This is a genomic window from Aeromonas sp. R5-1, from assembly GCF_040908265.1.
Classification (GTDB): domain Bacteria; phylum Pseudomonadota; class Gammaproteobacteria; order Enterobacterales; family Aeromonadaceae; genus Aeromonas; species Aeromonas caviae.
Map to the genome: position 1 here is coordinate 1 of NZ_JBFODJ010000123.1, position 5,264 is coordinate 5,264.

4 protein-coding genes are annotated in these 5,264 nt (G+C 52.1%); all 4 read left to right on the forward strand.

Annotated elements, in window-relative coordinates; genetic code table 11:
* The first annotated feature begins 73 nt into the window (after window positions 1–73).
* Window positions 74–1,381, forward strand: a complete 1,308-nt coding sequence (locus tag AB5Y64_RS16725) for a tyrosine-type recombinase/integrase (protein WP_368204284.1) — start codon at window positions 74–76, stop codon at window positions 1,379–1,381.
* A gap of 717 nt (window positions 1,382–2,098) precedes the next feature.
* Complete coding sequence (locus AB5Y64_RS16730; protein ID WP_368204285.1) at window positions 2,099–2,716, forward strand: tyrosine-type recombinase/integrase; 618 nt, start codon at window positions 2,099–2,101, stop codon at window positions 2,714–2,716.
* 124 nt (window positions 2,717–2,840) lie between these two features.
* Window positions 2,841–4,403: an IS21 family transposase gene (istA, locus tag AB5Y64_RS16735; RefSeq protein WP_024945937.1), complete on the forward strand. Its 1,563-nt coding sequence runs from the start codon at window positions 2,841–2,843 to the stop codon at window positions 4,401–4,403.
* Window positions 4,404–4,428: 25 nt separating this feature from the next.
* Window positions 4,429–5,184: an IS21-like element helper ATPase IstB gene (istB, locus tag AB5Y64_RS16740; RefSeq protein WP_024945936.1), complete on the forward strand. Its 756-nt coding sequence runs from the start codon at window positions 4,429–4,431 to the stop codon at window positions 5,182–5,184.
* Window positions 5,185–5,264: the final 80 nt, after the last annotated feature.

The following is a 5,264-nucleotide window of genomic DNA, read 5'->3' on the forward strand; positions in this document are numbered from 1 at the left end:
GTTGAATTTCAACGGGTTTTTTCATTTCTAGACTTACGTGATTTTTTTCCTGGATCAACTGGGTGGAACAATCATGTATCTGAGTAAAAATGCCTCCGGCACCTACTACACTCGTCTCCCGCTGCCTAAGTCATTACGTGACCGTGGCTTGCCCTTCGCTATCCGTACTTCCCTTTGCACCAAAGATCGTCAGCTCGCCGTAGACCGCAACCTGGCAGTGGCAGCTCGTACTCGCGCACTTATCGCGGCTACTCCTGCCGATACTGCCCCCCGCAGTTTCTATCGCTGGATCCGCGCCGATCTAGACGCGTTCAAAGCAGCGGGGTTCATCCCTCCTCAAACACCTTCCACACCTCGTGAACCTTCTGTTGATGCCCCAGCTTGCCCCAGCAGTGGGATCATGCTCACCCACGCATTGGCGAGATTCATCGAGACTAAAACCAGTGAGGGGATCCAGCATAGGTCGGTGGGCCAGCTCCAACTTCGGATCAACGCCTTCGTCACCTGGGCCAAAGGGGTTAAAGTCGATGAGGTGACGCCCGCTCTGGCGCAGGAGTACCGCAACAGCTTGCTGCGCAAGACCAACCTCAGTTTCAAAACCAAAGGAGATTACCTCGCCGCCCTGAAACAGTTCTTCCGTTGGTGCGTGGCGCTGGACTATTGCAGCCGTAACCCTTTTGATGGGTTGACGGCAGGCAAGAAGCCGCACAAACGGGCGGATGAGGAGCGAGTGCGCTGGCATCGCCCTCAACTGGCTCAGCTGTTTGCCAGCCTGCGCAGCAAACAATCCCAGAAAGGCAAAAAATTGAGAGTTCAAGACTGGTGGGTGCCCCTGCTGTGCCTGTATGCCGGGCTGCGACCCTCCGAGGCTTGCCAGCTCAAAACTCAGAACATCAAACAGGTTGAGGGGATTTGGTGTCTGATGGTCGATGCGGGAGAGGCGGATCAACAGCTCAAAACTGCCAATGCGTACCGTACCGTGCCGTTGCATAGTGCGTTGATTGGACATCAATTCCTGGACTATGTGGAGAGTCGTCGCAGTCAAGGGAAGGTATTTTTGTTCGATGACCAACCATCAGGCAAAGACGACGACTGGGCGCATAACATCACCTGTCGCTTCCAACGCCACCTCAATGAGGCTGGCATCGTAGGTCAGGGCCGTCCCACGCTTTACGGGCTGCGGCATACCTTCATCGATGAGTTACAGCAGGCGGATGTCGCTGAGCATGTTGTAGCCGAACTTGCGGGACACAGTAAAAACGGCCTGACGTTTGGCCGCTATGGCAAACGTGTGAACATTAGGCTGCTGAATGAGAAAATCCAATCCCTTCCTACCGACCTGATACCCCACCACCTGCTGTCAGGGGGAAAATCACCGTAAAGATGACGCATATTTTTTGGGTAACAGGGCTGTCTCCCCCCATGAAAAAACCAATATGAGAGCATTTCTCGGCGGTTTAATGGGGCGGGTATGGCCCTATCTTCATGATTTATAATGATTTTAAGCACATTGGAAAATATTTAAAAAACCTAATAAAAATATGTTGACATTTCTTTTTCTTTGTGGGTTATTTTCATTGACGAGTGGTCCTCAATCGTTGTAGTATGCTGATAAAGCTGCTAACAAGGACATAACAACGACAGTAAACACGAAGGATCGAAACGAAATGAATATGGCGTAGAACACACCGACACGTTTATCTCGTTCAAACAAGGGTTATCACCCCTTCAGATTTAAAAAATACCGCCAATATCACAGCTATCTTCGATACGCTGAACGGGTTGTTATTACCCAAATTCGGGTGAAGTGAATAACACATGGTATTTGCTTGATGCAATGTTGAGTAAAAATCTGACGGGAACATTTGATTATATCGATTAAATGACATCAGCTATCGCTAATGTATACTTGGCATTTGACAAATTAACAGGATTTTGAGGTGAAACTTATCTGTTTATAGCGTCACAGAGTAATTTATATCGCTGTTTTTAGGTGCACTATTACCCTCTCGGTATCGATGCGTGAGCATCACGTTTTGCTATTGCTATTGCTGTTGTTGTAATTGAAGGAGTATTTATAACTGTAATGAGGGTAATTATGAACAAACAAACCAATAAAAGGACCGTTCAAAAACAAAAAACTAAACACAACACTGTGCGTTCAGTCATTGTTGATGAGCATTCACTGGCGTCAGCCATTCGTCAGCACCTGGAAATCAAAAAATACCAGTATGCGCAGACAACCTATGACATTTCGAAGCGTAAAGCAGAACAGTTGATAAAATGGATTGGTGATAAACCGCTGACGTCATATCGTGCGAGTGACATTGAACTGCTCGTAGTGAAATTTTGCAACAAAAAATATAAAGGAAATACCATTAACCAATATTTGGATATATTGAGGCAAGTGTTTGCCCGAGCTGTCAGCGATGGTGTTATTCATACCAGTCCAATGGATGGCATTAAAAAATGCAAATTTGAGGTGGACGAACCCGATCCATTTTATCAATACGAAATTAAGGCATTTCTTGCCCTGAAAAGCACCCATTTGCTGGAGGTGTCACTCATCCAACTCGGTATCTCTACGGGTCTGCGCATCAGTGAGTTAATGGCGGTCAGTGCGGAGGCGGTCAATCTTGCGTATTCCCACGCATGGCGATCGCTCAATAACATTCATGCCGATCACTCAATAACATCCATGCCGATCGCCCAATAACATCCCAGGCCGATCACTTTTTTCCTCTATGGGAAACCATGATCGGCATGAATGTTATTGATGACTTCTTCTCCCCGCTTCGTTAAACCCGCACTTTCCAACTGGACCCAAAAGAGGAAAGTGCATGTCTGCGAGGCCTATCACCGTGAGAAAACTCAAAGAAATCCTTCGTCTCAAATATCAGGCTCAACTGGCGCATCGTCAGATCGCCCTCAGCCTGCATATCTCATCCAGCACCGTCTCCTATTACCTCAATCGCGCTGCTCAGTTGGATATCACTACCTGGCCGCTCTGTGAGCGCTGGGATGATGTCACCCTGGAGCGTGCCTTCCTCAGCACCCGCGCGGTGTCCAAAACCCGCCACAAACCGCTCCCTGACTGGGCCGTGCTCCATCAGGAGCTCAAACAGCCCGGTCAAAAAGGGGTAACGCTGGAGCTACTGTGGCAGGAGTATGCCGAGCGCAATAACGGTGCCCACTACAGCTACAACCATTTCTGTCGGCTCTATAAGGAGTGGGCATCGGTGCTGCAACCGTCGATGCGCCAGACCCATATCGCGGGCGAAAAACTCTTTGTCGATTACTGTGGCCAGACCATGCCCATCGTGGATCCTCATACCGGTGAGATCCTCTATCGGGCCCAGGTCTTCGTCGCGGTGCTCGGGGCCTCCAACTACACCTTTGCTGAAGCCACCCGCTCCCAACAGCTTGAGGATTGGGTGATGAGCCACAAGCGGGCCTTTGAGTTTTTCGGCGGCGTCCCGCAACTGGTGGTGCCTGATTGCTTGAAGAGTGCGGTCAGCGTGGCACGCAATACTGACCCGGATCTCAATCCCACCTACCAGATGCTGGCCGCTCACTTCGGCACAGCGATCATGCCCGCCAGGCCGCGCAAGCCGAAAGATAAATCCAAGGCCGAGGTGGGGGTACAGATCGTCACCCGCTGGATCCTGGCGGTACTGCGCCATGAGACCTTCCATAGCCTGGCTCAGCTTAACCAACGGATATCCGGGTTACTGACCCGGCTCAATGAGAAACCCTTCCAGAAGCTGCCCGGTTGCCGCGCATCCATGTTTGCCGAGCTCGATGCGCCAGCACTCAAGCCCTTGCCAGCGTACCCCTACCAGTACACCAAAGTGGTGTCGGTGCTGGTCGGCAAGGATTACCACGTCGACCTGGAGAAGCACTATTACTCGGTCCCTTATGCCTTGCAGGGCAAGCGGCTGGAAGCCCATCTGGCGGAGCGTACGGTCACCCTGTATCACGCGGGTAAGGTCGTCGCTCAGCACCCACGCAGTCATCGCAAAGGCCAGCACAGCAGTCTGCCCGCCCATATGCCAGCGCATCACCAGGCACTGCTGGAGTGCTCACCTGAACGCCTACTGAGCTGGGCCGCGTCCATCGGGCCCTATACCACGCATTGGGTGGATAGTTTTATCCGCCAGGCAGCGCATCCGGCCCAAGCCGTGCGACCTTGTCAGGCCCTGCTGGGACAGAGCAAAAAGTATGGCAAGGCGCGGCTGGAGGCCGCCTGTCTACGTGGCTATCTGACCGGCGCCAACCGGCTGCACCACATCCGCAACATGCTCAAACACGGGCTGGAACAACAACCAGTTGCCACCTCACGCCAGGATCCGTTGCAAGACATCCATCATGACAATGTCCACGGCGAACACTACTTCCACTAATCCATCACTCAACAAGGAAAAGAGCATGCAATTACATCTCGATGAACAACTGAGCACCCTGCGTCTGGGCGGTGTGAAACAGGCGCTGAGTCAGCAACAGACACAGAGCGCGTTGTATCAGGACATGAGCTTTGAAGAGCGGCTGCAACTGCTGCTGAGTCATGAGCTGGTGCAACGGGAGCAGCGCAAAGTTAACCGGTTGGAGAAGCAAGCGCGGTTTCGATTGTCCGGTCAAATTGAGCAGCTGGACTACCGTGCCAGCCGGGGAATAAGCAAAGCGCAGATCCGCCAGCTACTGGAAGGGCAGTGGCTGGCTCATCAGCAAAACCTGCTGCTGACGGGGGCGGCAGGCTGTGGGAAGAGTTACCTGGCCTGTGCGTTGGGCCGCTATTTTATCCGGCAAGGCGTAGCGGTGCGCTACTACCGGCTGAAAACCCTGCTGGAAGAGATGAGACTGGCGCAGGCGGATGGCAGTTATCCGAAGCTGCTGGAGCAGGTGAATAATGTGGGCTTGCTGATCCTGGATGACTGGGGCATGGAGATGCTGGATGCGGCCGAGCGCAGTAATTTGCTGGAGATCATCGATACCCGTTACGGGAGGGTCTCGACAGTGGTTGCGAGCCAACTGCCGGTAGAGAAATGGTATGGGATGATCGGAGAGGCCACATTCGCAGAAGCGATCCTGGACCGGCTGATCCACAGAGCGGTACGAGTAGGTTTGACAGGTGAGTCGATGCGAAAACAGGGCATCAACTTGACCGATGCCGATCAGGCAGAGTAAAAGAAAGACGCAGTTCCTGCGGGTAGAAAAATGGTGATCGGCATGATGTTATTGGCTGATCGACATGATGTTATTAGCCA